Below are 23,566 nucleotides of genomic sequence, written 5' to 3' on the forward strand. Positions count from 1 at the left end.
AAACCTATCAAACAGTACAGCCTATTGACGGTTGTACTGTTTTTTGTTGGCCGGATTCGGAGATCGATTCTCTGAACCTGGGACATAACGGTTCCCGCCCTTTAAGGGACATATGATATAATGAGACAAAAATCTTGTAATCCCACGCGGAGAGGAACGACCCCTTTGAAGACGTTGGTCATAGCGGAAAAGCCGGACATGGGCCGCAACATCGCCGCCGTCATCGAGCCCAAAGCTCAAAATAAACGCTCCTATTTAGAAGGAGAAAATTATATCATCACCTGGGCGATCGGCCATCTCATCGGGTTGGCGGAGCCGGACCTCTACGATGACAAATATAAAAAATGGCGATTCGGCGATCTGCCGATCATCCCCGAAGATTTCAAGCTGCTCCCCAATCCGCGGACGAAGGATCAGCTTCAAGTGATCGAAGAACTCGCGGCAAGGAGCGGCGCGCTCGTAAACGCTTGCGATGCCGGGCGGGAAGGGCAGCATATATTTTCGCTCATCGTAAGGCATCTCCATCTGAAGCAACCGGTCAAGCGTCTATGGATTTCAGACTTGACGGCGGAGACGATTCGCAAGGGCTTCGACCAATTGAAGGATAATACCGAGTACGAGAATCTGACGCAGGCTGCGCGCGTACGAAGCGAAGCGGATTGGCTGATCGGAATGAACGGCTCCCGCGCATTCACGACGAAGCACAACGAGCTGTTGTCCGTCGGCCGGGTGCAGACGCCCGTTCTCGCCCTCATATACGATCGCCAGAAACAGATCGAAGCTTTCGATTCTTTGAAATTTTACGACATTACGGGCTTGTTCACGCAACAGGCGACCGACTATAGAGGAATTTGGCAAGGAGACAGGCTTACGGATCCCGAGAAAGCCGAAGCGATCGCAGCCAAGGTGAAGGGCAAGACGGGCACGATCGCAAGCTATGAGGTCAAGGATACGAAGGAGTATCCCTTTAAGCTTTACGACTTGACGCTGCTCCAAAGGGAAGCGAACGGGAAGTTCAGCTTCTCCGCCAAGAAAACGTTGGACACGGCGCAGGCGCTCTACGAGAAGCATAAGGTCATTTCTTACCCGCGTACGAACTCCAACTACGTCAACGAGCAGAACATTCCGGAGATGCACAAGATTCTGGATTCCTTGCGGAGTTCTTCCGATTACGGAGAATTCGTGAAGGACGCGAATAAGAAGCTTGTACATACGAATAACAAGAACGTCTGCAATCCGGCTAAAGTCGAAGATCATCATGCCATCATGCCAACGATGAAGAAGCCTCAAGGATTAAGTCCCGACGAGCGGAAGCTCTATGATCTGATCGTAAAAAGATTCCTGTCCCATTTCTATCCGGCAGCGGAATATAAAGTCCATACGGTTATGACCGAAGTGGAAAAGGAAAGCTTCAAGACGACGGTGAAGCAATTGCTTAGCTTAGGCTGGAAAGTCATTTACGCGGATCAAGCCAAGTCGGGCAAGGACAACGGCAGCGGAAAAGACGGCGGCAAAGAGGATGGAGCGGGATCGGCCGAGGAGGAGGAGCAGGAGACGGATGCTCCGTTCGAGATCGATCCGCGGCTGCCCGTCGTTTGCAGCGACGTCGAGGTTAAAGCTAAGGAAACGCAGCCTCCGAAGCATTTTACGGAAGGTACGTTGCTTAAAGCGATGGAAAGCGCGGGCAAACAAATCGAGGACGAGGAGCTTCGCGATGCGATGAAGGACTCGGGGCTGGGAACGCCGGCCACCCGGGCGGCAACGATCGAACGGCTGAAGCAGGTCGGTTACATCGACATGCAGGGTAAGAGAATCGTGATCACTCCTAAAGGACGGACCGCGATCGAGCTCATCCGCGGAGCCGGAGTCGAGCTGCTCACCTCGCCTGAGATGACCGGGCATTGGGAGCGGAGACTAACGGAGATTTCGCGCGGACAAGCTTCCGCGGATGCTTTTATGGGCAACGTAAAGAAATTCACGTGGCAAATTATCGATAAGGTTAAGCTTCAGCGGCCAGCCGCCAAGAATGCTTTCGCGAGACCCGAGCCTCCGGCAAAGGAAGCAAAAGGCAAGAAGAAGCCAACGTCGGAAGGGGAATCCGCGGGATCGGCTGCACCGAAGAAAACCAAGGCGACTCCCGCTTCGGCCAAATCCGCACCCGCGAGTTCCTCGGCGCAACCCGGCACGATCGGAATATGTCCGAATCCAGGCTGCGGCGGTCACATCTTCATGGGCCGCAAAGGCTATGGCTGCAGCAATTACAAGACCGGCTGCGGCTTCGTTATCTGGAAGGAAAGCTTCGACCGCACGTTGACCGATACGATGGTTAAAGCGCTGGTAGAGAAGGGAAAGACGGCTAAGCTGAAATTCGATAAAGCCGACGAGGAAGCCTTCGAGGCGCGAATCGTGCTGAAGAACCCGGCCACGGGAGAGCTATCATTGGAAACGATTTAAAAAGACACCCTGCCTGTTCCGGATCATAACTGAGCCCGAGCAGCGGGTGTTTTTTTTAACCTATCAGTAACAAAACCTTACCAAACTAAGGAACACGCTGGAAAATGGAGCCAAGATAGTAAAGAAAGTTTGCTAACTCCTCCCGCCGCAGTCGAATCGAGCCGAGATAGTAAAGAAAGTTTGCTAACTCAGCCCGCCGCAGTCGAATCGAGCCAAGATAGTAAAGAATATTTGCTAACTCAGCCCGCCGCAGTCGAATCGAGCCGAGATAGTAAAGAAAGTTTGCTAACTCGGCCCGCCGCAGTCGAATCGAGCCGAGATAGTAAAGAAAGTTTGCTAACTCCGCCCGCCGCTCGTTATAAAAGAAAAAACGTTCCAGCACGCGGAAGGGATGACATTGTCGGAATTCCGGCACGGCAATATCGAAGTAGTGCGGGAAGGACTCCTGATCGTGGTCATCGCAACGGCCGAAGACAGGGAGGAATCGCTGAAACACGCAGAGCATTTGGCCTCCTTGCAAGCGGAAGTGTATTTCATTACTGATCGGAGCGTATCGTTGCCGGGGATTACCGAAAAGCGGATATTGATATTGCCCGAACAGGCAGACGCGATTCTTTCCCAGATCGTCGCGGTGCTTCCGATTTTGCTGTTGGCGGAAAAAACCACTTCGCTCAAAGGCGCCGATGTCGACGACTTTCGCTATATATCCAAAGTGGTAGACCGATATTAAAGCTTCAAACCTGTCGAACCTGATCCCTGATGGATCGGGTTTTTTGTTATTATGTTGTTATTAGGTATTCTTGCTAATGTACGTTACTAAGGAGGTACTTATAAACCATGCTCATTCTAAACGAAAAAATAAAGGCATCCGAGGTCCTGTTGACGGGAGTTAACGGAGAGGATCTGGGAGTTGTTTCGAGAGACGAAGCTTTGGCCATGGCACGCAAGCTGAAGGTCGATCTCGTCTGTACTTCCCTGTTCAGCAGCCCTCCCCCATGCAAGCTAGTATCGCGGGGCGCGGCCAAGCAGGAAGCGGCGAAGGAGAAGCAAGACGCGCGGAAGAAGGATCTACAGCTGAAGGTGAAAGAGATCAGGCTTACGGCGAGTATAGAGGAGCATGATTACGAGACGAAGCAGCGGCAAGCCGAGAAGCTGCTCGCCTCGGGCAACGCGGTTCAATTGGTCGTTAAAATTCAAGGCAAAGAGGGACCGAAAGCGAAGGAATTGCTGGAGCGCTTGCTGAAGGATCTGGCTGCGGGCGGTAAAAAGGAGACGGGAATCCAGCTTAGCGGCAAACAAGCGGCCGTTCGGGTCGTTCCGTTGTGAATAGAAGCCCGACTGCCGCTTGTCTATATGCGCTATTTTTGAATTAAGCTTTAAGAGCGACGGCAATCTGAGCTGCCACTTGAGCATTATGGTACACGAGGGCAATATTCGTTTCCAAGCTTCTGCCGTCCGTTAGTTCTTTAATGCGAGCTAATAAGAACGGAGTCACCTTCTTGCCCGTGATCTGCTGATCCTTGGCTTCGGCGAGCGCTTGTTGAATCACCCCTTCGATATCTTGTTGCCGCAGCGCGGATTCAGCAGGAACCGGATTAGCGATGACTGCTCCGCCGTCTAGCCCCAGTTCCCATTTCTTTCTCAAAACATTGGCGACTTGAGCAGGCTCGTCGAGGCGGAAATCAACGCCATAACCGCTCTCCCTTGCATAGAAAGAAGGGAACTCGTCGGTTTTGTAACCGACGACCGGCACGCCGTGGGTTTCCAAGAACTCCAGCGTTCGGCCGATGTCTAGAATGGACTTGGCGCCAGCGCAGACGACGGCAACGTTCGTCCGGGCCAATTCGGTTAAATCGGCGGAAATGTCCATCGTCGTTTCTCCCTCGCGGTGAACGCCGCCGATTCCGCCCGTCGCGAATACTTCTATGCCGGCCAATGCGGCGCCGATCATCGTAGCGGCTACCGTCGTCGCTCCGATTTTGCCGGAGGCTAGTATATAAGGGAAGTCGCGTCGGCTTACTTTCTCCACATTTTTCGTCGTCGCGAAGGCTTCCAGTTCTTGTTCGTTCAGGCCGATCTTGATACGTCCGTCCAGAATGCCGATCGTAGCGGGAACCGCTCCGTTGTCGCGAATGATCTGCTCGACCTTGCGAGCCATCTCTATATTTTGCGGATAAGGCATGCCATGGGATATGATCGTAGTTTCCAACGCAACGATCGGTTTGTTTTGGACCAGTGCATCTTGCACTTCATCCGTAAAAGTAAGGTAGTTGTTCATGATAATCTCTCCTTGGCTGTTTGTTGGAGTATCCGTTCGTTTAATTGCGCGGATACGGACTCGTTCGTCTGAAGCGTTAGATGGGCTGCCGCTAACCCAAGCCGACACGCATCGGGGTAGTTAAAATCATGCAGTATGCCATAGGCCACACCGGCGACGAACGCATCTCCCGCGCCCGTGACCTCGACTACGTCGGTCGGAACCGAAGGGTAGAGAACGGCAGCGCTTTCGTCTCCGGAGTACACGACGCCTTGCTCGCCCGCCGTAATGAATACATGCTGGACGCCGCGTTTATGAATGGCTAGCGCTAACTCGGCGTAGTCCGGCTTGTCCGAGGCTGTAGCCTCTGCGCCGGCTAATTCAATCGCTTCCTCCAGATTGGGGAAAATGGCGGTCACCCCGCGCAGGTCGCTAGGCAGCTTCTTCGTTTTCTCCGAGGATACCGGATCGATGAATAACGGTAGCGCGCTGTCCCGGCAAAGCCGTATGAGTTCGCTCAATCCATCGGCTGGCAAGTTCGTATCCGCGATCACAAGCTTCGACGCCGCGATATGCGACCATTTCTCCTGGAGCAATCGCGCGGAGAGTTTATCGTAGATGTCCATGTTCGCGAAGGCCACGAACATCTCTCCGTTCATGTCGAGAAGAGCGGTATACGTACCGGTCTTCTCGTCAGGCAGTACGTTGGACAAGCTGGTATCCACGCCGGTTCTTGCGGTTTCCTTCAGCACCCACTGTCCGGCTTGATCATCGCCGACTACGGTCAGCAAGGAAACGGTACAGCTCAGACGGGCCAGATTCTCCGCGATATTGCGCGCCACGCCGCCGCAGGATTCCTTGACGTTAGCGGGATTGGACGAGGCGGAACGAATCCGCTGCTTGGCTGTCGCTTTGCTATCGAGGTTCGCGCCTCCGATGCAGAGAACGGTATTCTCATCTGCGGTTACGTATGCCCGTCCGCGGATGACGCCTTTTTTGGTTAGGGCTGCAATGTAGCCGGCTACGGCGGACCTCGATATGCCGATTCGGCTCGCGATTTCATTCTGAGAGATAAAAGGATTGTGGCGTATGAGGTCTAATATCTGTTGTTCGCGATCCATTGCCCGACCCTCCTTAAGGTTAGTGCTTTACATAGTTTATCTCACATATAGACAAATGTCCATCAAGTAGACTTTTGTCCTAGACGATAAAGAAAGAGGGTTCTATTCATGAACATTCCTGAACGTATGATAACCGAAATACGCCATGTCGCCGATAAGCATGCAAATGAAGGCAAGCTTCCCGAAGAGATTTTGAACTATATGTATGAAGCGAAACTGTTCAAGCTGTTCGTGCCAAAGGAATTAAACGGCCTTATGCTGCCTCTGCCCGAAGCGCTGCGCGTGTTCGAGCGCGCTTCCTGGATCGACGGGAGCTTCGGATGGCTCGTTACCATCGGTTCGGGCGGAGGGTTTTTCTCGGCGACGCTTCCTCCAGAGCAATCCAAGCTGTTGTTCGGACATGATAGAGCCGTCGTTGCGGGAAGCGGCCATGCGAACGGGATCGCTCTTTCGGTCGATGGCGGATATATCGTTAGCGGGCAATGGAAGTATTGCAGCGGTTCGACCTATGCCAGCCTGTTCACCGCGAATTGCAGAATAGGAGCCGAGCCGGGCGAGGAACCTGAGGTTCGCTCCTTCGCTTTCCTGCCCGAGCAAGTGGAGATCATTCGGGATTGGAACGCTTTCGGATTAAAAGCAACCGAAAGCCACTCGATCAGGGTGCAGGAAGCCTTCGTCCCCTCTGAGCGCACATTCGATATTATGAGCACGCCTCACTATGACGACCCCATTTTCCGATATCCTTTCCTCCCTTTCGCCCAAACCTCTTTCGCTGCGGTAAGTCTCGGCATCTGCCGTCACTTCCTGGAAGAAGCCCGTTCTTTCGCCATGGCAAGGCAGGCCGATTGGGCAATCGCTCGTCCCCAGCGATTAGAGGCGTTGATTAGCGTTCTCGAGGAGCATGAAACGTCATTGGATGCCGTAGCAAAACAGTTCTATGAAACGGTGGAGCGGACTTGGGCGGATTTCGAGAGAAGCGGAGCGATGGATGAGCAGCAGCAACGCGAGGTCGGCGAAAGCAGCCAAAGGATAGCCATAAGCACATTAGCATATGCGCATGCGATTTTTCCGTTGCTCGGCATGGCGGTTCTGATGGAGGATAACCCGATGAACCGGATATGGCGGGACCTCCATACGGTCACCCAGCATACGGTACTGGTACCCTAGAGGGAATTGTAAAATGGGGATAAACGAAGGCCGCCCGAGGATTTGCTCCCCGGGCGGCCTTTACTTATTCTATTTTCTCCATGTCCACCCGCGTCGAGAAGAAGGTTGCCCCGCCTCCCATATCGGAGAGACGCTGGGACGTCAGCGAATTGACGGCCTGAACCCCCTCGTTGCCATGTTCCCACCATAACCCCTGGGTTACGAGCACGCCCGGCAAGACGTTGTTCGCAACCTTCACGGCGATGCGGCATTCCCCTCGCTCGTTCCATATCCGAACCTTGTCTCCGTTCTGCAGCCTGTGAGAGGCGGCGTCTTCGGCGTTCATGTCCGCGGTCGGCTGCTTCTCGAGCCGCTTCAGCCGGTCCTGATTGCCGAAGGTCGAATTGATGAAGCTATGATTCGGCCCAGTTACGAGCAGGAAGGGAAGCTCCTCCGGCTCGTGAATCGGAACGTATTCCGGTACGGGAGGGAGTCCGGCTTTCAGCATGGCTGCGGAATAAAACTCGATTTTGCCGGAAGGCGTCGGAATCTTATCCGGGAACATCGAAGGCTTGTTCAGCTTCATTTTCGCCCAACCGTCCCGCTCCAGATCCTCGTAAGCGAGACCGTCCAAGTAAGGGGTGCTGCGGTCCAAGGCTTGCCGGATCATCTGCTCCTCCGTGATGTCGAACGTCTCAGCCTCGAAGCCCATGCGCATGCCTAGCTCCTTGAACAAAGTGAAGTTTGATTTGCATTCTCCCATCGGTTCGATGATCGGCTCATGCAATTGAAGGTATAAGTGCCAGTATGAAGCGAATAGATCGCGATTCTCGAAGTGGCTCGTCGCCGGCAGAACCAAGTCCGCGTATTGGCAGGTGTCGGTCAGGAACAAGTCATGCACGACGGTGAACAGGTCATCCCTCATCAAGCCTTGGCGCACTTGATTCTGGTCGGGCGCGACGACCGCGGGATTGCTGTTGTATACGAATAGAATATCGACGGACGGCTCGGCGGTAAGCAAAGCTTCTCCCAGACGGTTCATGTTGATGGAACGAACATTCCGATCGGGCATGAGATCAGGCCGCTCCAGCTTATAGCTGTTCACCGCGGAATAATAACCGTTGCCTTTAATCGCGCCGCCGCCGAGAATACCCCATTGACCGGTCAACGCCGGCAAGCAAGCGATGGCGCGGACGGCCATGCCGCCGTTATCGTGATGCTGCAAGCCATTGCCGATCCGGATGAAAGACGGCGAAGCATTGCCGTACTCGCGGGCCAGACCCACGATCACGTCCGCGGGGATACCCGTTATCTGCGAGACCTTCTCCGGAGGATACGATTCCGCTTGGGCGATAAGCTCATCGTAGCCTTTCGTATGGTTAGCGATGAATTCGGCATCCGTAAGTCCTTCTTTAATGAGCACATGCATCATGCCGAGAGCCAGAGCCGTGTCCGTGCCGGGCAGAATCCCGATGAACTCGTCCGCCCATGCGGAGGTTCTGTTGCGATGAACGTCGATATGCACGATCTTGGCTCCCCGCTTGCGAGCTTCGGTCAAGTACATGACCTGGTGCATGTTGGTCGAGACGAGATTGCAGCCCCACACGAGGACGTACTTCGAGTGTACGGTATCCTCGGGATCGATTCCCGCTGCGGCTCCCATCGTATAACGATAACCCGCGGAACCGGCCGCGTTGCATATCGTTCTCTCCAGCTGGCTTGCGCCCAGACGGTGGAAAAACCGGCGATCCATGCCTTCGGCGTTAAGAATCCCCATGTTTCCGTAGAAGCTGTAAGGGAGGATCGACTCCGCTCCCTTTTCGGTGATTTTATCTTTGAGCCGCCGGGTAATTTCATCATAGGCTTCATCCCAGGAGATGCGCTCGAACGCAAGCGATCCTTTAGGACCGACCCTGCGCATGGGATGCATGAGCCTATCGGGATGATAGACGCGCTCGTTCAGATGACGTACCTTGTTGCATATCGCGCCTTGGGTAACCGGGTGTTCCGAATTGCCGTCGATGGACGTTATGACGCCATCTTCCATTTTCACATGCAAACTGCAAGTATCGGGACAGTCGAAGGGACAGACCGACCGGACGACCTTGGTTTCGGTTGCTGGCATTCTTCAATCACACTCCATTCCATAAAGCCAGTATACCGTAAAATATTCCATGAATATATTCTTAAAATAAAGGAAAACGCTGCCTTTTTAGCGAACTTTTGTACGAAGAACGAAAACCTGTCAGGAGGGAATTTCTTGGCCAAGCGAGTAAAATTGTTGGTAGGAACGAACAAGGGCGTGTTTGTCTATTCCTCTAATGAAGAACGGAAAGATTGGAAGCTTAGCGGTCCGTATTTGAGCGGTTGGGAGGCTTATAGCGTACTGGGTGACAGTCGCAACGGACATGCTCTGTTCGCGGGCACTTCCCATGCCGCTTATGGGCCGTCCATTCGCGTCAGTTATGATTTCGGAGAATCGTGGACGCAGATCGAAGAAGGACCGCGTTATTCCGAGGAAAGCGGCTTCTCGCTGAATCGGATTTGGCAATTAGCGAAGGGAGCGCCGTCGCAGCCGGATACGCTCTATGCGGGAGTCGAGGAAGCGGGTCTGTTCGTCAGCCATGATCGCGGGGTCACTTGGAAGGAACTAAGCGGATTAACGAGTCATCCTTCGCGTCCCGGTTGGTTCCCGGGTGCCGGCGGGATGTGCTTGCACACGATTATCGTAGACCCGAACCGTCCCGAGAGAATATGGGTAGCGATGTCGGCGGTCGGGGTGTTCCGGTCGGAAGACGGAGGAGAAACCTGGCAAGCCCGCAATGCCGGTCTAGCACGCGTGCCTACGGGACAGCCCTTCGAAGAAGTAGGCTATTGCATCCATAAGATGGTGGCTGATCCGGATAATACGGATAATCTCTTCATGCAGGAACATTGCGGGGTATTCAAATCCGAGGATGGCGGAGATAATTGGATGCCGTTCGAAGAAGGCTTGACGATGAAAGAAGGGGACGAGCCGTTCGGATTTCCGTTCTGCGTATCGCCGACGGGGGATTTATTCATTATTCCATTAGAGAGTTCGGAGCAACGGTCGATGAGGGACGGCAAGCTGCTCGTTTATCGCAGACGCGGGGACGAAGCGGCGTGGCTGCCGATCGGGGATGTTCTTCCCGAGGAGCAAAGGCATGTCAGCGTGCTTCGCGACGCCATGTCGGTCGATTCCATGGATCCTTACGGCATTTACTTCGGCACGACGTCCGGGGAGCTATTCTGTTCCTTGGATCGGGGAGTGAACTGGGAGCGGTTGCCGGGGCAGCTATCGCGTATTCTGTCGGTTAAACCATGGATCTTGGAGGCCGAGGATGAGGATTGAGGTTGGCGTACCAGGCTTGCTGGCGGATTGTACGGGCGGAAGGGCCAAGTTTCCGCTGGAAGCCGATACGCTAAAGGAAGCGCTAGACCGTTTATTCGCCGACTACCCCTTGCTTAAGCGCCATGTTTACGATGAGACGGGCAAGGTGAGGAAACACGTTCTCCTGTGCTACAACAAGGACAACATCGATTGGTTGGATAGCCTTGATCTCCCGCTTCAGCCCGGCGACAAGCTCTTCGTCATGCAGCTGGTTTCCGGAGGTTAAGAAGAGATGGCACAGCCCCCGTTTCCGCGATAACTTGTGGAATCGGGGGCTTTTGAGTTTCTTCATGCATATTTTGCAACTAAAAATGTAGGGGGTGATGCCCCGTGTAAACATTGCGTCCGGAAGCCATCCCAGACGGGTAAAAAAGGGGAGGAGGGGAAACAATGGTTCGATGAACGAAATCGATGAGGAGTGAAAACGATATGAGCCAACAAAAACTCAATGGCAAGGTGGCTATCGTCACTGGCGGCGGATCTGGAATTGGTCGCGGGGCGGCGCTTCGGTTGGCGGAGCATGGAGCCAAAGTGTGCGTGCTTGATCGCGAAAGGGAGCGCGCGAACATGGTGAAGGAAGAAATCGCGAGACTGGGCGGCGAAGCGATGGCGGTAGAAGCGGACGTGTCGGAATCGGAGTCGGTAAGAATGGCGATCAGCAAAGCGGCGGATCGCTGGGAGAGGATCGATATCGTCTTCGCAAACGCGGGCATTAACGGTACGTGGACGACGATCGAGGATCTGTCCGAGGAAGATTGGGACCGAACGATGAACATTAACTTGAAAGGAACCTTCCTAACGCTGAAATACGCGATTCCGTTTCTCAAAAAGCAAGGGGGGAGCGTCATTATCACAAGTTCGGTGAACGGTAACCGAATCTTCTCGAATATCGGAGCGAGCGCTTATAGCACGAGCAAAGCGGGGCAAGTCGCGTTTATGCAGATGGCTGCCTTGGAGTTGGCCGAATATCGGATACGCGTGAATGCGATTTGCCCCGGGGCAATCAAGACCAACATCGGTCAAAATACGAATCGGACGCCCGAGGCGGAAGAGGCCGCCATTCCGGTAGAATATCCCGAAGGTTCCAGTCCGCTCGAGCACCATGCCGGCTCGCCGGAGCAAGTAGCCGACCTAGTGCTGTTCCTGGCATCCCAGCAATCCTCGCTGATCACGGGCACGAAAGTGTTTATTGACGGAGCGGAGTCGCTGTTGATCGGTTAATCTTTAGGAATCGGACCGCCTTCCTGCTAAGAGGAAGGCGGTCTTTGCGCTGCGCGATTTTCCGAATTCGAGAATGAAACGTATTTATGCACAAAGCGTGGGGGGAATCTTATTATATGTAACAAAAGGCGAAGCAACGGTTTGACGCCCATGCGCTTTAGGTTAATAATCGGACTGAACAAGTTAAGGAGGGGGAAGGAAAATGAATAACGCGATGCCGGTAACACAGCATGTAATGGTAACTTCCCCTCATTATTTGGCGAGCATGGTGGGCGCGAGGATATTGGAGCAGGGCGGCAACGCATTCGATGCTGCGGTAGCCGTCAGCGCGGCGCTCGGGGTCGTTTACCCGCATATGACCGGAGTGGGCGGAGATGCTTTCTTCATGCTCTATAAAGCGAAATCAAAAGAATTGATAGGATTCAACGGCACGGGCAGAGCGGCTGCCCGCGCCGATGTCGCATATTTCGCGAACAAGGGATTATCCTCTATTCCGTTGCGCGGAGCGCTTAGCGCCATAACGGTCCCCGGGATGGTGGACGCTTGGTGGGAAGTGTGGTCGGTCAACGGGAAACTGACGTGGGAGCAAGTGTTGGCGCCGGCTGTCCAATATGCGGATGAGGGCTTTCCCGTCTCCCCAAACCTTTATGATTGGATATGCAGGGACGAGGAGCTGATTCGACAGAACGCGGAGATGGCGCGAGTATTTATGCCGGGCGGCGCTATCCCGCTCCCGGGAGAAACCCTTGTTCAGCGCGATATGGCGCAAACTCTTCGGCTGCTGCAGAAGGGAGGGAGGGATGCCTTCTATCAAGGCGAAATCATGGAGCGGATCGTGGCCGACGCAGAACGGAACGACGGCTTGCTGGGAAAGGCGGATTTCAACTCTCATGCCGGCCGGTGGGTGGAACCGATCTCGACGGAATACCGCGATTATCGAATCTATCAGATGCCTCCCAACTCTCAGGGATTCACCGCGCTCATGATGATGAATATGTTGGAGCGGCACGATCTTGGCGCGATTTCCCGTCATTCCGCCGATTACTATCATCTGATGACGGAAGTCGTCAAAAAGGCGTTTCTCCAACGCGACCTCTATCTAACGGATCCGGAATTCGCCGACATCCCGCTGCACCGCTTGCTTTCCAAAGAGTTCGCGAATCATCTTGCTGAGGGTATATCGTTTGAGAAAGCGGGCGCTCATCTGTCTCCGGCCATGGGGCAGGATACGGCGTACGCCGCCGTCGTGGACGAGGAAGGGAATGGAGTGTCTTTTATTCAAAGCCTGTATTTCGATTTCGGCTCCTGCTATATGCCGGGCGGTACAGGTATAATCATGCAGAACAGAGGCTCCTTTTTCTCTCTGGATCCCCAACATATCAATTGCTTGTTGCCGGGTAAGCTCACTTTTCACACTTTGATGCCCGCTATGGTCTTTAAAGACGGTTTGCCGTATTTGTTATTCGGAACGCAAGGCGGGGAAGGGCAACCGCAAACGCAATTATCGATCATGACGAGCGTGCTGGATTACGGGTGCACGATCCAAGAAGCGATAGCCAATCCGAGATGGGTGTATGGCAGGACTTGGGGGCAAGTAAGCGACAGCCTCAAGGTGGAGGGCAGGGTTTCCGAAAAGGAGGTTCGAATGCTGCGAAAAAAAGGCCATAACGTGGAACGGGTCGGAGATTGGGATTGGATCATGGGTCAAGCGCAAGGAATATTGATCGACCGGGACAAAGGCTGCTTGAATGGAGCGGCCGATCCGCGGGGAGACGGTATGGCGGTAGGCTGGTAAAAACGAGTTATGGAAAAGGGTATATCAAGGGTCTATTCGTATTGGAATAGGCCTTTTTTTTTGTCCCGAGGATTTAAAAACGGCCGTGTAATTCGCGACAAGCATAAAATTGTTAATTATATCTAATAATTAGCGGGTGCTTGTGCTTTTTTATTCTGCGTGCTATATTACAAATGCGGTACCGTTACCACATTAGAATAATGCTATATATAAGCGTTATTAAGGCATACTATAAAGATTTATGGTACCGTTACCGCAATTTATTTCGCAGAGGGGGGAGAGCCATCTCAACCATTCGTGATGTGGCCAAGCTGGCCGGAGTTTCCGTATCGACCGTCTCGCGTTATTTGAACAAAAGCGGTTACGTGAATTCGGAAACGGAGCAAACGATTAAGTATGCGATAGACAAATTGAAGTATGCGCCCAACCAGGTCGCCCGAGGCTTAGCCGGCAAAAAAACGAACACGATCGCGCTCATTCTTCCCGACATATCGAACTTGTTTTTTTCGGACTTGGCACGCGCGGTGGAGGATGTCGCAGCCACTTACGGATATACGGTTATTTTCGGAAATTCGGATGATCAAGCCGTCAAAGAGAAAAGATACATTGAAACGCTTAAGCAGAAGTATATCGACGGAATCATTTTCGCCTCCAACACGCTTGGGCACGATGATGCGGAAATGTTGACGAAGCTAGGAATTCCCTTCGTCTGCTTGGATCGCGGTCCTTCAGAAGAAAACTCGAGCATAGTGAGGTCCAAGAACAAAGAAGGCGCCATCATGGCTGTCCAACATTTGCTTGACGTGGGCTGCCGTAAAATCGCGCATATATACGGACCGCAGCATCTGATTACGGCTAAGGAGAGGCTTATCGGCTATGAGCAATCGGTGCAGATATTAGACTGGTATTCGCCTACGCTGATAGAGCCGGGAGACTTCAGGATCGCCGGCGGAATGAAGGCGACCGATCGGCTGCTGGAACGCCATCCCGATATAGACGGCATTTTTGCCGGTAACGACTTGATGGCGATCGGGGCACTGAAAGCGCTGCATCGAAAGGGGATTCCGGTTGGCCGGCAAGTGGCCGTTTGCGGTTTCGACGGGATACAAACGACGGAAATAACGGTACCCGAGCTCACGACGATTGCGCAGCCGATTTATGATATGGGAGCGCTCATTTCGCGCCTGCTGATCAAGAAAATCGAAGGCAAGTTGGAAGAGGACCGGTTGTACGAGCTTGACGTTAAGCTTATCGTCCGGGACTCGACTTTTAGGAGGCAAGGTACGAATGAACAAGCCTAAGCTAGTCGTTATCGGCAGCTTGAATATGGATATCGTGATCGAAACCGAACGTTATCCGCAGGTAGGGGAAACCCTATTGGGGGAAAGAATCCAATTTATCCCCGGCGGCAAAGGGGCGAATCAGGCGGTCGCGGCGGCTCGGCTCGGCGCGGAGACCGCAATGATAGGAGCGCTCGGCGATGACGCGTTCGGCGAGGAATTACTCCGCTCATTGCAGGAAGCCGGCGTCGACGTGTCAGGCGTGAAACGTGTCGCCGGAGTGGCGACCGGCGTGGCCTCGATCTATGTCGCCGAAGGCGACAATAGCATTGTCGTCGTGCCGGGGGCGAATTACCGGGTGGAGCCGGCCGACATTGACCGCAGCGAAGGCAAGCTCCTTCAGGCGGACATTGTTCTGCTGCAATTAGAAATACCGGTCGAAACGGTCTTATATGCCGCCAAGAAAGCGAAGTCGTTAGGTAAAACGGTTGTGCTCAATCCCGCGCCCGCGCAGCCGTTGCCGGAAGAGCTGTTCGGGTTCATCGATTACTTGACGCCCAACCGAACGGAGCTTTCCCGATATACCGGGATGGACGCCGAAGGCGAAGCGCTGGAGTCGGCTATGCGGAGAATGAAAGAGATGGGCGCCGCCCATGTCGTTACGACGCTGGGTGCTGACGGCTCGGCATATTTGACGGATGACGGCGGGATGCGTACGTTAACGGGTTATAAAGTGCCGGTTGTCGATACGACGGGAGCCGGCGATTGCTATAACGCAGGACTGGCTCTTTCGATCGCGGCCGGACGGAGCTTGGAAGAAGCGGTCGACTACGCGTCGGTAGTCTCCGCGCTAGCAGTAACCAAATTCGGCGCGCAGGCAGGAATGCCGACGGAAGACGAGGCGCTAAGGTTCATGAAGGAACTGAAGACAACAGGAGAGTAACAGGATGAAGAAAATCGGAATCATTCACAGCGAGCTGTCGAGACTGATCAGCGAGCTTGGCCATACGGATACGATAGTTATTGCGGATAGCGGATTGCCGATTCCGCCCGGCGTGAAACGGATCGATTTGGCCCTCAAGCGCGGAGTACCGGGTTTTCTGGAAACGCTGGAGACTATAATGGAAGAAATGCAGGTCGAACGGTATACGATAGCTGATGAGATGAGACAAGCCAGTCCGGAGTTGTTCGAACAGACGGGACGCATTCTGGATAAAGCAGAGGCGCACGGCGTCAGCCATGAGCAGTTCAAGGAATTGACCAATCTGGCGAAAGCGGTTATTCGTACCGGAGAACATACGGCTTACGCCAACGTCATTTTACACGCGGGGGTTACTTTCTAACTAAGGGGGTACACGAGATGGCAACGCAGTTGCTGGAGATGAAGGGGATCGATAAAAGCTTTTCCGACGTTAAAGTGCTGCAGCAGGCGCAGTTCTCGCTCGATAGCGGAGAAGTGCACGCCCTGATGGGCGAGAACGGCGCCGGCAAGTCGACTTTGATGAAAATATTGAACGGAATCTACGCGAGGGACGGAGGTACGGTGAACGTAAAGGGAGCCGAGCAATCGCTATCTACACCTTCGGCCGCGCAGCAGCTTGGAATCGTTATGATTCATCAGGAGTTGAACCTGATTCCGCACTTGACGGTGATGGAGAACATCTTCCTCGGCCGGGAATTCACGTACGGACCGACTAAGCTTATCGACTGGCGAAAGATGAAACGGGAATCGACTCGGTTTCTATCGCAGCTTGGACTGGCGATCGATCCGGATACGGTTGTCGAAGAGTTGTCCGTCGGCCAGCAACAGATGGTCGAAATCGCCAAGGCATTGTCGAAGAACACAGAGATTTTAGTGCTGGACGAGCCTACGGCCGCCCTAACCGATCGCGAGATCGAGGCGCTCTTTCATGTAATCGCTTCACTTAAAAAGAGCGGCGTCGGCATGATTTACATCTCTCACCGGATGGAAGAAATTTTCCGGATATGCGATCGGATCACGGTCATGCGCGACGGGCGTTACGTCGGCACCGAGCGGGTGGCGGAAACGGATATGGACCAAATCGTAAAGATGATGGTCGGCCGCGAAATCAAAGACCGGTTTCCGAAGGTAGATATTACGCTCGGCGAAGACAAACTGAATGTTGCGGGGCTTTCGCGAAAAGGCGTATTGCATGACATCTCGTTCTCCGTCCGGGCGGGCGAAATCGTCGGAATAGCGGGTCTGATGGGAGCGGGCCGTACGGAGCTTGCCAAAGCGCTGTTCGGGGTTGATCCGATCGACCGGGGAACGATTTCGGTAAACGGCAAGCCGACCTCAATTCGCAAACCGATCGACGCGATCCGAGCGGGCATCGCTCTCGTGACGGAGGATCGCAAAGACGAAGGACTGCTCCTGCCGATGTCCGTCAGCGATAACTTGTCCATGCCCAACTTAGCGACGGTTTCGAATCTCGGCATTCTGAGCGGCGCGAAGGAGCGGGAGCTGTCCGACAAGATGATGAAGTCGCTGTTCATCAAAGCGTCTAGCGGCGCGCAACCGGTCGGATCTCTCAGCGGGGGCAACCAGCAGAAGGTCGTCATCGGGAAATGGCTGGCGACGAACCCGCAGGTACTCATATTGGACGAGCCGACGAGAGGCGTCGACATCGGGGCGAAGAAAGAAATATACGATCTGATGAACAAGCTGGCTGCGGATGGAGTCGCAATATTGATGATTTCCTCGGAGCTTCCCGAAGTGCTCGGAATGAGCGATAGGATACTCGTCATGCATGAAGGGAAAATAACAGGGCAATTTAGCAAAAAAGAGGCTACTCAGGAAAATATCATGATGAGCGCAACAGGGGGAGGAGAACCACATGCAGCAAGCTGATGCAATAGACGTTCGGAAACATAAAAGGTTCAAGGTGCAGGGGCTCGGTTCCTTGATCGGGTTAATATTGATCGTTTTCGTGTTATCGGTTTCGGCGGAAAATTTTCTAACCGTAGACAACCTGTTTAACGTGCTACGGCAAGTTTCCATTAACGCGCTGATCGCGTTCGGAATGACATTCGTCATTTTGACGGGCGGCATCGACCTTTCGGTCGGTTCCATTCTCGCCTTGTCCAGCGCGTTTACGGCCGGCTTGATGGCCGGGGGAACGGATACATGGCTGGCCGTCGGCGTCGGACTCTTGGCCGGGATCGTGATGGGCGCCGTCAACGGGCTTCTGGTCGCGTACGGAAGGCTCGCTCCGTTTATCGTTACGCTGGCCACGTTAACCGTCTTCCGGGGATTTACGCTCGTCTATACAGACGGAAAACCGGTTACGGGATTGAACAAAGATTTCGCCTTCATGGGGAAAGGGTATTTTCTGCAAATACCGATGCCGATCATCTGGATGATCATCGCGTTTGCAGTATTATATATCATTTTGAGACATACGACTTTCGGCCGGCGCGTGTATGCGGTCGGGAGCAACGAGGAGGCGACGTGGCTATCGGGGATTAGCGTATCGAAAGTAAAGGTCTTGGTTTATTCGATCAGCGGCCTGTTGGCTGCGGTCAGCGGACTTATCTTGACCTCCAGGCTCAATTCCGCTCAACCTACGGCGGGCGTTACCTACGAGTTGGACGCCATTGCGGCGGTCGTGCTCGGCGGAACCAGTCTGTCGGGCGGCAAAGGCAGGATAGTCGGAACGTTGATCGGGGCCGTCATTATCGGCGTTCTGAGCAACGGACTCAATCTATTGAACGTATCGTCATTTTATCAACAAGTTGTCAAAGGGGCCGTCATATTAATCGCAGTATTGTTCGATCGTTCGAAAAAACGCTAATAACAAATTCAACCTTAGAGGGAGAGACTACAACCATGAAAAAAAGATTATTCGGATCGATGCTGCTTCTTGCCGCATTCGTTTTCCTAGCGGCTTGCTCGACAGGTACGGCAACAGATACAGGTACAGGAAACGGCCAAGCGGCTGGCGGCAAGGTGACGATCGGATTTTCGATATCGACCTTGAACAACCCTTTCTTCGTAACGCTTAAAGAAGGCGCGGAAAAGGCGGCCAAAGCCGCAGGCGCGGAGCTGATCGTCGTTGACGCTCAAGACGATACGGCAAGACAGATCGGCGGTATCGAGGACTTAATCCAGAAAAAGGTTAGCGTCATTCTCATCAATCCGACGGACAGCGACGCGGTCGTATCGGCCGTGGAATCGGCCAATAGCGCGGGTATTCCGGTTATTACGGTTGACCGCGCCGCTAATGGCGGAACGGTCGTTACGCATATCGCATCCGACAACGTGAAGGGCGGTCAGATGGCGGGCGATTATATTCTGCAAGCAATTGGCGGAAAAGGGAATATCGTCGAACTTCAGGGAAAAGCCGGCACCTCCGCTGCCCGCGATCGCGGCGAAGGATTCCATAAAGCGGTAGACGGCAAAGACGGCGTGAAGGTCGTTGCTTCTCAGCCAGCCGATTTCGACCGTGCTTTAGGACTTACGGTTATGGAAAACATTTTGCAAAGCCAAAGCGACATTCAGGCAGTGTTCGCCCATAACGACGAAATGGCGCTCGGCGCCTTGCAGGCGATTGAAGCCGCAGGCAAAAAAGGCATCGTCGTGGTCGGTTTCGACGCGACAGCCGACGCGGTTAGCGCCGTCAATGCCGGCACGATGACAGCCACGGTTGCGCAGAAACCGGAATTGATCGGCCAACAGTCGATCGAAACGGCGGTAAAAGTAGCCGGAGGCGAGAAGGTGCCAAACGCCATTCCGGTCGATTTGGAACTAGTGACCAAAAAATAACCCGTTTACGATATATAAATTCAAAAGAGACGGTTTCCTTTGCTTTAGCGAAGGAAATCGTCTTTTTATTTATGCCGGCGGAGTCCATCGTTTGCGATACTGCCAATACGTTCTCGGCACCTTGCTAGAGGAGACGGATGGCCATCCGTGGCGCAGGTATGCTCAACTGATCTGGTCGCGACGGGTTAAATAAACCAAGAATAAGATTATTAATAATGGTTAATCTAAACTAGCAACGCCTGAATCACGGCGCTGCTGGTTACTGTTTTATGGGAAAAGGGGTTGTGAAAATGAAAACGTAAGGAGAATCCGTTTGCATTTTATATGGGAACCTGATATGATAAGACCTATCGAAATCGTGACCTGGATTCACAAAATGGAAAGGGTTATTATTTTGTAGATTTTAACCCGTTTCATATTGTGGATTTTTTATTCGTATGAATAAAAAAGTTCATGAGGCAATAGAAGTTGGAGGTGAATTACATGCAAACAGGTACAGTGAAATGGTTCAATGCAGACAAAGGCTTCGGTTTCATCGAGGTTGAAGGCGGCAACGACGTATTCGTGCATTTCAGCGCGATCACGGGTGAAGGCTTCAAAACTTTGGACGAAGGACAACGCGTTCAATTCAATGTGGTACAAGGCAACCGCGGACCACAAGCGGAGAACGTTGTTAAACTGTAAATCCAGTACAAAAATGCCCTTAACAGTTAGTTAAGGGCATTTTTTTTGGTTATGCTATAGGAAAAGGAGGCTCGTCCATGTACTCACGGAAAAAAGTGTTCGAAGAAATTCCTGAAGAAATGACGGCGGTCTGGTCCTGCACGAGTGAAGGCTGCAAAGGATGGATGAGGGATAACTTCGCATTCGAAACCATCCCGACCTGCGGATTGTGTAATGAGCCGATGGAAAGCGGAACTAAAATGCTTCCCGCGCTTGTGAACACGAACCGGGATCAAAAATCCTTGCGTAAAGGCGTCTCAATCGGATAACCAAGATTATGTTGGAGAGCACCGCGAGAGGTGCTCTTTTTCTTTTCTCGGGCTCAAGAAACTAAACTCGACCTTGTCGAGTTTTTTTGTGCTTTTATTCTATGACTTCCCGGGTGACTGTGGTAACTGGTCATATTACACAGCATGGAATTACGATGATAGGAGGATGGAATCGAATCCATAACTGTCTTTGGAGAGAAGGAGAGAGCATAATGAGCAAGACGTATGACGTGATCGTTGTGGGCGCCCGGGTAGCGGGCTCTTCGTTGGCTTATTGGTTAGCGAGGGAGGGCTATGAGGTACTTCTAGTAGACCGGGGAACGTTCCCGAGCGATACCTTGTCGACCAATAACCTATACAGCAACTCGCTCGGCCTGCTGCGCGGGATGGGGGTGTTGGACGCACTGCTTAATACGAATACGCCAATATATCGCCGTGCGCACATTAACTTCGATGGAGCGGTCATCGATGGCTTATTCCCGGAATCCGACGGCATAACGGGGTGCCTATGCGTTCGGCGCAAATACTTGGACCAAATCCTGTTCGAAAATGCCAAAGCCCAGCCGGGCGTCACGGCGATCGAAGGCTTCCGCGTTACGGCTCTTATCCAAGAGGACGGTATAATTACGTGCATAGAAGGAAAGCGCAAGGATGGCGGAGATGATATCGAGACTTATTCCGCGCGCTTAGTCGTCGGAGCAGACGGAAGATTATCGAAGGTTAGGGAGTGGGCAGGGAGCGAGCGAAAGATCGCGGTGCCGACCGACTTCGCCTCCTACGCAGCTTACGTAACGGATTTCGTCCAGGAAGGCGAAATGCACGTCGAATTCTACAAAAACCAAGATAAGCTGGCAATCGTATTTCCGACCAGCGACGATCAGTTCGTCGTTGGCGTCATGTACCCGCTCGACGATTCCGCGTGGATGGAAAGATTCAAATCTGATCCGGAAGAGGGCATCCGAAGACTGATCGATGAGGGGTTCGGGCATACTTCATTGGCTGATCGCTTTCGGAAGGCTAATTTCGCAGAAACCGTTAAGGGTATGCATGGCTACGACAATGACTGGTTTGTCGGCATGGGTCAAGGATGGGCGCTTCTAGGGGATGCCCTATCCTTCAAGGATCCCGCTGTCGGCCAAGGGCTGCACGATGCGTTATACGGTGCGCATATGCTCTCGGAAATCCTATCGCAGTATCCGGCCAGCGAATGGAAGAGAAGTTGGGAGCCAATGGGCAAGGTGTATCAATCGGCCATGGAAGCCAAGCTGATGTCCCGGTTCTGGATAGGCTGCCAATTTACGAAGAATACGCCTGCACCTCCGGAAATAACGGCAGCTTACAGCTTGGTCGGATCGGATCGGCAGGCAACCGAAACTTTCCTCGGAATGTACAACTACGTGAAAGAGCCGGAGGATTTGCAGAAGGAAATCGGAAGGCTGCTGAGCGGAGTCAACCCCCAGATTCCCCAAAAATGATACGAAAATAAAGGGGGCTGTCTCAAAAGTCAATTTTAGGTTTTTTGAGCCCCCACTTTCTATGAATAATCAAGCCAAAGTAAAACATCCATCCCCACTTTGATAGTGGATTTGGAGGTTTTCTTGTTCATATTTCGGGATTTACTTAATCGGTTCTACCCTTTTGGGATAGCCCCTTCTTCACTCATAAATCCTCTCCACTCACGCAATTAGTAAACCTACGCAAACTACAACACCTTAAACAAAGCCTCCAGTACGCAATTAGTTAGACTAAAGCACTAAAGCTAACTAAACCCTCCGCGCCGACTCCAGGCAACCAATTAGTTTGACTAAAGCTAACTACGGCCCGCCGATGTGACTCCGTGCACCTATTTAGTTAGACTAAAGCTAACTACGGCCCGCTGATGTGACTCCGTGCACCTATTTAGTTAGACTAAAGCTAACTACGGCCCGCCGATGTGACTCCGTGCACCTATTTAGTTAGACTAAAGCTAACTACGACCCTCCGCGCCGCTCCGGGCACCCAATTAGTTAGACTAAAGCTAACTACGACCCTCCGCGCCGACTTCGTGCACCCAATTAGTTTGACAAAGCTAACTACGACCCTTCGCACCGACTCCGCGCCGCGTTTAGTTTGACTAAAGCTAACTACGACCCTCCGCGCTGACTTCGAGCACCAATTTAGTTTGACCTACGCAAATAAGAACGAATTCTTAATAGTAGCAGCAACTATTCCTGCACCAAGTTCGACCTGGTCCAAGATAAAAAAGAAGCTGCTCAAAAGTTCATACTTTTGGGACAGCCCAATTCCTATGTAACAATGTACCTATGCACTCTGCTCTTTTTCTTTGATGGATGCTTCGATCTTCGACTTCAGCTCGGTTCTCTCATCATCCTTGAGAATCGGACAATTATAGCATTTGACTCCGTTCTCTCGTTTGTACCACAGGCAGCATGAGGAGCGGAGCATGATTTGAGCTCCCGGTTTATACGGGCTGTCCAGGTAGCATGGGGTAAATTCGAAAGGGTTCTTCCCGCGATTGAAAATTTTCCCGGGAAGGCCGGCCAGCAAGGAAAAATCGTCATCGATCAATTGACGTACCGTTCCTTCAGGAACGATCTTCCGCACATAGTCCATCGTGTAAGCCGAACGGGCTCCGTATTGGTTCCATACAATCGACGGTTTCAATCCGATAGCCGAGGTTGCAGCCTCAATCAGCGGATTAACGGTGTCGGCGAAGTATCGGGACCATTCCGCCAGAACGGCGGCTTCCCGTCCTTCCGCGGGCAAGTCGGTCCATTTCAATTCCGAAATCTTGAATACGAAATGGGCATGGTCATTATGGGATTCAATTTGTATGGTTAGATTATCAAGAGAAAGATCCAATATCCGATTATATTGGGACATGACGAGTTGTTTGGTAGCGATAAGCCCGTAGAAAGCGAGTCCAATAGCGGAGACGCCAATCTCAAGACCGATGCCCTTAACCAACTCGGAGCCCTTCCGCAGCATGGCTAGCATGGGTTCGGCATTCAAGATATCATTACCGGAGATTGAGAGCAACGGATGCTCCGACCCCTTGTCGGAGAGGTGGAAGTGTTCCTCGAACAGCTTCAAGTCCAATAG

Annotated in this window: 21 protein-coding genes; 17 read left to right on the plus strand and 4 right to left on the minus strand. The window is 52.8% G+C overall.

All coding sequences use genetic code 11. The features are described from left to right. Positions 1-165 precede the first annotated feature (165 nt). The 3 genes from E2980_RS19510 to infC all read left to right on the plus strand — a co-directional run bounded on the left by E2980_RS19510 (position 166) and on the right by infC (position 3,780). Complete coding sequence (locus E2980_RS19510; RefSeq protein ID WP_135153899.1) at positions 166-2,454, plus strand: type IA DNA topoisomerase; 2,289 nt, start codon at positions 166-168, stop codon at positions 2,452-2,454. Between the two features lie 358 nt (positions 2,455-2,812). Then, positions 2,813-3,184, plus strand: coding sequence for an SIS domain-containing protein (locus E2980_RS19520; RefSeq protein WP_276322353.1), 372 nt, complete (start codon positions 2,813-2,815; stop codon positions 3,182-3,184). Between the two features lie 107 nt (positions 3,185-3,291). After that, positions 3,292-3,780, plus strand: a complete 489-nt coding sequence (gene infC / locus E2980_RS19525) for a translation initiation factor IF-3 (protein ID WP_135153902.1) — start codon at positions 3,292-3,294, stop codon at positions 3,778-3,780. 43 nt (positions 3,781-3,823) lie between these two features. Here the strand turns inward: infC and E2980_RS19530 are convergent, their stop codons facing one another. Both E2980_RS19530 and E2980_RS19535 read right to left on the minus strand, forming a co-directional pair. Beyond that, the gene (locus E2980_RS19530) at positions 3,824-4,732 is read right to left on the minus strand and encodes a pseudouridine-5'-phosphate glycosidase (protein ID WP_135153903.1); all 909 of its coding nucleotides are present in this window, start codon (positions 4,730-4,732) and stop codon (positions 3,824-3,826) included. Beyond that, positions 4,729-5,832: a carbohydrate kinase gene (locus E2980_RS19535; protein ID WP_135153904.1), complete on the minus strand. Its 1,104-nt coding sequence runs from the start codon at positions 5,830-5,832 to the stop codon at positions 4,729-4,731. The genes E2980_RS19530 and E2980_RS19535 overlap by 4 nt, the downstream gene beginning before the upstream one ends. A gap of 108 nt (positions 5,833-5,940) precedes the next feature. On the opposite strand from E2980_RS19535, the gene E2980_RS19540 reads away from it, so the two are divergent. Next, positions 5,941-6,999, plus strand: a complete 1,059-nt coding sequence (locus E2980_RS19540) for an acyl-CoA dehydrogenase family protein (protein WP_240703110.1) — start codon at positions 5,941-5,943, stop codon at positions 6,997-6,999. A 64-nt stretch (positions 7,000-7,063) separates the two neighbouring features. On the opposite strand, the gene E2980_RS19545 is transcribed toward E2980_RS19540, so the two are convergent. Next, positions 7,064-9,103: a molybdopterin-containing oxidoreductase family protein gene (locus E2980_RS19545; RefSeq protein ID WP_135153905.1), complete on the minus strand. Its 2,040-nt coding sequence runs from the start codon at positions 9,101-9,103 to the stop codon at positions 7,064-7,066. 135 nt (positions 9,104-9,238) lie between these two features. On the opposite strand from E2980_RS19545, the gene E2980_RS19550 reads away from it, so the two are divergent. From E2980_RS19550 to E2980_RS19610, 13 genes are all read left to right on the plus strand, one after another. Further along, positions 9,239-10,351: a WD40/YVTN/BNR-like repeat-containing protein gene (locus E2980_RS19550; protein ID WP_135153906.1), complete on the plus strand. Its 1,113-nt coding sequence runs from the start codon at positions 9,239-9,241 to the stop codon at positions 10,349-10,351. Beyond that, positions 10,341-10,616 (plus strand): MoaD/ThiS family protein, encoded by a 276-nt coding sequence (locus E2980_RS19555; protein ID WP_135153907.1) that lies wholly within the window; start codon positions 10,341-10,343, stop codon positions 10,614-10,616. Before E2980_RS19550 ends, E2980_RS19555 begins: the two co-directional genes overlap by 11 nt. A 203-nt stretch (positions 10,617-10,819) precedes the next feature. Continuing rightward, positions 10,820-11,611: an SDR family oxidoreductase gene (locus tag E2980_RS19560; RefSeq protein ID WP_135153908.1), complete on the plus strand. Its 792-nt coding sequence runs from the start codon at positions 10,820-10,822 to the stop codon at positions 11,609-11,611. A 202-nt stretch (positions 11,612-11,813) separates the two neighbouring features. Further along, positions 11,814-13,406 carry a gamma-glutamyltransferase gene (gene ggt, locus E2980_RS19565; RefSeq protein WP_135153909.1) on the plus strand — a complete coding sequence of 531 codons (1,593 nt, stop codon included), beginning with the start codon at positions 11,814-11,816 and terminating at the stop codon, positions 13,404-13,406. A 284-nt stretch (positions 13,407-13,690) separates the two neighbouring features. Continuing rightward, entirely contained in the window at positions 13,691-14,707 is a 1,017-nt protein-coding gene (locus E2980_RS19570) for a LacI family DNA-binding transcriptional regulator (protein ID WP_135153928.1), read from the plus strand. Then, the gene (gene rbsK, locus E2980_RS19575; RefSeq protein WP_135153910.1) at positions 14,694-15,629 is read left to right on the plus strand and encodes a ribokinase; all 936 of its coding nucleotides are present in this window, start codon (positions 14,694-14,696) and stop codon (positions 15,627-15,629) included. The genes E2980_RS19570 and rbsK overlap by 14 nt, the downstream gene beginning before the upstream one ends. Before the next feature lie 4 nt (positions 15,630-15,633). Then, positions 15,634-16,029, plus strand: coding sequence for a D-ribose pyranase (rbsD, locus tag E2980_RS19580; RefSeq protein WP_135153911.1), 396 nt, complete (start codon positions 15,634-15,636; stop codon positions 16,027-16,029). Positions 16,030-16,046: 17 nt separating this feature from the next. Then, positions 16,047-17,558 carry a sugar ABC transporter ATP-binding protein gene (locus E2980_RS19585; RefSeq protein WP_135153912.1) on the plus strand — a complete coding sequence of 504 codons (1,512 nt, stop codon included), beginning with the start codon at positions 16,047-16,049 and terminating at the stop codon, positions 17,556-17,558. Then, positions 17,545-18,501 carry an ABC transporter permease gene (locus E2980_RS19590; RefSeq protein ID WP_135153913.1) on the plus strand — a complete coding sequence of 319 codons (957 nt, stop codon included), beginning with the start codon at positions 17,545-17,547 and terminating at the stop codon, positions 18,499-18,501. Before E2980_RS19585 ends, E2980_RS19590 begins: the two co-directional genes overlap by 14 nt. A gap of 35 nt (positions 18,502-18,536) precedes the next feature. Next, entirely contained in the window at positions 18,537-19,472 is a 936-nt protein-coding gene (gene rbsB, locus E2980_RS19595; protein WP_135153914.1) for a ribose ABC transporter substrate-binding protein RbsB, read from the plus strand. Positions 19,473-19,955: 483 nt separating this feature from the next. After that, positions 19,956-20,156 carry a cold-shock protein gene (locus E2980_RS19600; RefSeq protein WP_041059099.1) on the plus strand — a complete coding sequence of 67 codons (201 nt, stop codon included), beginning with the start codon at positions 19,956-19,958 and terminating at the stop codon, positions 20,154-20,156. Positions 20,157-20,233: 77 nt separating this feature from the next. Beyond that, positions 20,234-20,464: a cold-shock protein gene (locus E2980_RS19605; RefSeq protein ID WP_135153915.1), complete on the plus strand. Its 231-nt coding sequence runs from the start codon at positions 20,234-20,236 to the stop codon at positions 20,462-20,464. A 212-nt stretch (positions 20,465-20,676) separates the two neighbouring features. Further along, positions 20,677-21,939 carry an NAD(P)/FAD-dependent oxidoreductase gene (locus E2980_RS19610; RefSeq protein WP_135153916.1) on the plus strand — a complete coding sequence of 421 codons (1,263 nt, stop codon included), beginning with the start codon at positions 20,677-20,679 and terminating at the stop codon, positions 21,937-21,939. Between the two features lie 826 nt (positions 21,940-22,765). Here the strand turns inward: E2980_RS19610 and E2980_RS19615 are convergent. Next, complete coding sequence (locus E2980_RS19615) at positions 22,766-23,563, minus strand: (2Fe-2S)-binding protein (RefSeq protein ID WP_167747192.1); 798 nt, start codon at positions 23,561-23,563, stop codon at positions 22,766-22,768. Positions 23,564-23,566 lie beyond the last annotated feature (3 nt).

The organism is Cohnella luojiensis (assembly GCF_004564235.1).
Classification (GTDB): Bacteria; Bacillota; Bacilli; order Paenibacillales; family Paenibacillaceae; genus Cohnella; species Cohnella luojiensis.

Excerpts from the sequence above, each read along its gene's own strand:
- E2980_RS19585 (WP_135153912.1), top strand. The coding sequence starts at position 16,047 with ATGGCAACGCAGTTGCTGGAGATGAAGGGGATCGATAAAAGCTTTTCC.
- E2980_RS19545 (WP_135153905.1), bottom strand. The coding sequence starts at position 9,103 with ATGCCAGCAACCGAAACCAAGGTCGTCCGGTCGGTCTGTCCCTTCGAC.
- rbsD (WP_135153911.1), top strand. The coding sequence starts at position 15,634 with ATGAAGAAAATCGGAATCATTCACAGCGAGCTGTCGAGACTGATCAGC.
- E2980_RS19530 (WP_135153903.1), bottom strand. The coding sequence starts at position 4,732 with ATGAACAACTACCTTACTTTTACGGATGAAGTGCAAGATGCACTGGTC.
- E2980_RS19610 (WP_135153916.1), top strand. The coding sequence starts at position 20,677 with ATGAGCAAGACGTATGACGTGATCGTTGTGGGCGCCCGGGTAGCGGGC.
- E2980_RS19540 (WP_240703110.1), top strand. The coding sequence starts at position 5,941 with ATGAACATTCCTGAACGTATGATAACCGAAATACGCCATGTCGCCGAT.
- E2980_RS19600 (WP_041059099.1), top strand. The coding sequence starts at position 19,956 with ATGCAAACAGGTACAGTGAAATGGTTCAATGCAGACAAAGGCTTCGGT.
- infC (WP_135153902.1), top strand. The coding sequence starts at position 3,292 with ATGCTCATTCTAAACGAAAAAATAAAGGCATCCGAGGTCCTGTTGACG.
- rbsK (WP_135153910.1), top strand. The coding sequence starts at position 14,694 with ATGAACAAGCCTAAGCTAGTCGTTATCGGCAGCTTGAATATGGATATC.
- ggt (WP_135153909.1), top strand. The coding sequence starts at position 11,814 with ATGAATAACGCGATGCCGGTAACACAGCATGTAATGGTAACTTCCCCT.
- E2980_RS19560 (WP_135153908.1), top strand. The coding sequence starts at position 10,820 with ATGAGCCAACAAAAACTCAATGGCAAGGTGGCTATCGTCACTGGCGGC.
- E2980_RS19605 (WP_135153915.1), top strand. The coding sequence starts at position 20,234 with ATGTACTCACGGAAAAAAGTGTTCGAAGAAATTCCTGAAGAAATGACG.
- rbsB (WP_135153914.1), top strand. The coding sequence starts at position 18,537 with ATGAAAAAAAGATTATTCGGATCGATGCTGCTTCTTGCCGCATTCGTT.
- E2980_RS19555 (WP_135153907.1), top strand. The coding sequence starts at position 10,341 with ATGAGGATTGAGGTTGGCGTACCAGGCTTGCTGGCGGATTGTACGGGC.
- E2980_RS19535 (WP_135153904.1), bottom strand. The coding sequence starts at position 5,832 with ATGGATCGCGAACAACAGATATTAGACCTCATACGCCACAATCCTTTT.
- E2980_RS19590 (WP_135153913.1), top strand. The coding sequence starts at position 17,545 with ATGCAGCAAGCTGATGCAATAGACGTTCGGAAACATAAAAGGTTCAAG.